Consider the following 4,041-nt stretch of genomic DNA (forward strand, 5'->3'; position numbering starts at 1 on the left):
AAGCAAATAATTATTAATAGATTTAATTAATTCCCATTTTATAGGTATAAAGAATAATATAGTTAGGGATAAAAGATACATCTGTGGAAAGACCAATAGAGATTCTCGTAGTATTTTTTCTTTTGTGACGCATTAGGTTCCTAATCAGGATCCAATAATTAATTTTTGTAAGCTATATGCCCGATAACACAATCCTCATTTTTTTGTCCCAGCTGTTTCGTATTTTCTACCAAACGAAAGATATTATCGCAACTCTGTTTGGTGCTTAAAACTATAATGGAACACCTATAAAATCAATTTTTAGTACTCTGGAAAAAACCTCTAATTGAGATTCCTGTCGGTACAGTCGTTGATGTATTAGATAATATTATTTTTTCATTAAATTGGTGTTCATCTAGAATTAAGAATATAAAAAAATGCTCTACTCCTTATTTAAGTAAAGCACCCGTTGATTGAACAAGAAACTCCCGTTTATTACAAATTATGGTCGTACTAAATATAAAAAAATATTTTGTATTAGTCATTCTCCTTTAGTGCAAGATAACAAGAAATTTGAAGGATGATTGAGTTATGAGAAAACTATTTCTACTAGTGCCTATAACAATGCTTATATTTATTATGAACATCCAAGCCCAAGAAAATTTACAAACGAGTACACCACCTTCTAGAGAAAATTTATTAGAAGATGCTGTAATCGATTTAATAGAACCTCAAATGTATTCAGCAGTGGATAAACACTATGGAACTAGAAGGCTAATTGGATTTCAATGCCAAAAGGTCATCGAAGTTAAGAAATTAGACCATTCTGGTTCGTGGTTGTTTGAAGCTAAGTTGGAAGGTAGGACCTTCACAGGAATACATGAACCTCTTGATATATTTACAATAACTGTTAGGAAAGATGAGTCTACAAAATATGAATGGCTTCTACATGATTATAAAGTTAGAAAGTTTGATCCAAATGAAAAATATGAATGTAGGAATCCTGCATAACTAAATTAGTTTTATTAAGATACCTATACGTACTTCTTATTGAACTAACCTGCCCCGTTAGTTCAAAAACTCAACGTTATATGTATTCTCATTTAGCCCCTAATCTTTTTGTAGATAAGTAAAAAGACAGGACTAGGGGATCTCCCTTAGTCCTGTTACGTTCTTCCCATCCCGCTTAGTTAAGTTAAAGGAACCTATAGTTTTTCGTATATTTGTTGATTTTGAGGGTTTCCAATCCCTTTAATCTATTTATTGCCTTCATTTTCGGAAAAGCTAGAGATCATACGCAACCGAGTCCAATCAAATTCAATAGATTTCCATAAAATAGAGTATTAATATTAGGAGGTGATAATATGGCTTGTGGTCGAAATCGTAGAAGAATAAGACAATCTAGGTGTCAGGAGAACGAATCGAGTTCATGGATAATACCGCCACATGCATGTTGCATGTACGAGCATAATAGAACAGGACGTTTGCAGACTAGGTGTTTTCGTAATAGGGGACAATGTCCGCAAAGGGGTGGCTTTACACTCCTGACTCGTTTTCAGGTAGAAGATTGCGATATGTGTGGCTCATAGTTCATGATTTTTCTTTGCCATGTAGAAATTAAAAATAAATGCTTTCTATAATAGACCGTTTTTATCCGCGGTCTATTTTTTTGCAATCGAAAAGCATTAGGTCCAATATATAAAAATACACACTTATTAAAATCCAGTCGTACCTAGGGCTTCAGCAAAATACGAGCTAATCATTTTTATAAGTAGTACTAACTTTTTTACTTCTTCTATGCCCTCGTTATCTATCCCGCCGCCCCGTTAGTTTAAGTACATTTCTTCACAAATTCAATTTATTCTTTTTAAATCTGTTGAATACCCTCTTTTTAACTTTGGTAATGAAAATAAGCCAAAACTATGCAACTCTGTATAAAAAGCTGCATAATATCGGCTCTAAGGATTTTATAGGTTATAGAAGATTAGCTTTTCGTTACATTAACAGAGCCTTTCTAATTAAAAATTATAGGAAAAGTAAATGTAACGATAGCTGCCCAAAGTCCGTATACCGGCAAATACTTAGTAACGGCATCTTGGATAGTTGAAGGTCCGGATTTGTTTTGTAGAAAACGCATATAGGAGAGCATAATCCAAATTAGATTTGCCCAGATAAGTATGTTTACTCCTAAAACAGCAAGTCTATTAGGCGTTATCCCATAAGAAGAAAGTCTGAACACGATGGCTGACAAAGCCACACTGTCAATGATAAGCGCAAGAACAATTAAGGTAAAATTTATATAATCTGAAATGTTCTTTTTCTCGTTTGAGTCGCTCTCGATAATGGAAAATATGGTAACGGCCAATACACCAAGGAGTATTCCGTTGAAGACTATCAGGAAATTGCGGTCCAAGAATGGATTTTTTCCGACCCATATAACCGTTATAAGATAGACCAACAATGTGACCAGTACAAGAGGACTAAAAATTTTAGCTATATATGGTGTAATATTCTTAGCAAGTTTAAGATTCATTGATACCAGGTATGCAGCCACAATAGCGAGAGCGGCAGCACCAAATAAAACGACATTACTAAAATAGAAGTCTTCTATATCCAAGCAAACAAAGCTAAATAACTGCATGGTTAATGCTGCTAGTACCATTCCACTAACTGCCATACTGGCATAGAGAATACAATATTCCAAGTTAAATTTAATATAGGCTAATCTTTTACTGCCTTTTGAAAATTCATTTCCTGTAAATGCAAGCCCTACCAATACCCATAAGAATATGGGAAGGTGTAAATAAGCAAGGATAATACTGTCTTTATAATTTAATGGCAGCATATTAAGATAAAATCCGGAAATTAGGAACAACGCTGCAAGGGAATAAATAACACTTTTTTTCGGAGTATTATTGTAAACAAAATAGGCAGCAATAAAGGGAATTATACCAAAAGCCATGTTAATTGGAGCAATTGCTTCCTGTTCGACAAAATGGAAAATGATCCTGGTGCTTATCCCGGCCAGAATGGCTAAAATGCTCATGAATAAGAAACCTTTTTGAAGCAAGGAAGATTTTTCTGTATTTGCCGTCTGCTTGAAATGCAATCTTTCATACCAAACACCAAGAACCTGAGAATCAGGATTTTGTTCCCATGCGTGTGAGAATGACTTTTTAAAAGCTTTCGGGTCTTTTCTATACATTCTCTCCAGCTCATGAGGGTTAGCAATATTTTCAATAATCAAATTGTTAATGTCCATAGTTATACCTCCCCTAATAATTGTTATATTAAGTTTCCTCCACAATGTTTAACTGCCTTCGTCACTTTTGTATTCTAAAATATCTTCAGGCTGACATTCTAAAGCTTTACAAATTGCCTCTAAAGTGGATAATCGAATCGCTTTTGCCTTTCCATTTTTCAATATAGAAAGGTTCGCCATTGTTATTCCAACTTTCTCCGAAAGTTCTGTTACGCTCATTTTCCTTTTTGCTAACATCACATCAATATGGATTATAATTGCCATTGTTATTCACCTCAGACCGTTAAATCATTTTCTGATTTGATATTGATTGCTTCTTGTAAAAGTTTTTGGAGAACAGCCGCAAAGACGGCGATAACCATCGAAGCAAAAGGAACAACCAATCCGACAAAGATAACTCCTGGTGCGTCGTCTACTTCCGCAAAGATATAGAAGAGCGGCCAAACTAGCACATGCAAAATACTGATTGTGATGGCGCAGTATTTGATTTTCTTTAAAGCTTTTACAGATAAATCGGAGAAAGCTTTATTTTTGTCAATATAGCGTAAGAGTTTGAAAGCCTGATACAAAGCAAAGTAAAAAGGTATCGCCGATGCATCAAAAGCGATGAAAACGAGATATTTTATAGTAGCAAACTCTGGAAGCAATTTTGCTGCAAGATTCGCCATCTCAGGCACCAAAAAGATGCACAGAGCAAGAACTGGGATTCCTAAAAGAATAACAGCTATTTTTAAAAACAACGTTGTTACTTTTTCCAAAAAAAGCACCTCACCTATTTATTCTGATTTTAATTTTAATAT

The 4,041-nt window shown here is 34.3% G+C and carries 4 protein-coding genes; 1 reads left to right on the forward strand and 3 read right to left on the reverse strand.

Annotated features, from left to right (window positions below; translation table 11 throughout):
- Positions 1-570: 570 nt before the first annotated feature.
- Positions 571-990 carry a DUF3888 domain-containing protein gene (locus tag AN959_RS09635; protein WP_056830260.1) on the forward strand — a complete coding sequence of 140 codons (420 nt, stop codon included), beginning with the start codon at positions 571-573 and terminating at the stop codon, positions 988-990.
- A gap of 1,003 nt (positions 991-1,993) precedes the next feature.
- Here the strand turns inward: AN959_RS09635 and AN959_RS09640 are convergent.
- The 3 genes from AN959_RS09640 to AN959_RS09650 are packed head-to-tail and all read right to left on the reverse strand — an operon-like array spanning position 1,994 to position 3,999.
- Positions 1,994-3,241, reverse strand: coding sequence for a DUF4153 domain-containing protein (locus AN959_RS09640; protein WP_056830262.1), 1,248 nt, complete (start codon positions 3,239-3,241; stop codon positions 1,994-1,996).
- Positions 3,242-3,289: 48 nt separating this feature from the next.
- Entirely contained in the window at positions 3,290-3,505 is a 216-nt protein-coding gene (locus AN959_RS09645; protein WP_056830264.1) for a helix-turn-helix transcriptional regulator, read from the reverse strand.
- Between the two features lie 11 nt (positions 3,506-3,516).
- Positions 3,517-3,999, reverse strand: a complete 483-nt coding sequence (locus tag AN959_RS09650; RefSeq protein ID WP_056830266.1) for a DUF2975 domain-containing protein — start codon at positions 3,997-3,999, stop codon at positions 3,517-3,519.
- Positions 4,000-4,041 lie beyond the last annotated feature (42 nt).

Source organism: Psychrobacillus sp. FJAT-21963, assembly GCF_001420585.1.
GTDB lineage: Bacteria > Bacillota > Bacilli > Bacillales_A > Planococcaceae > Psychrobacillus.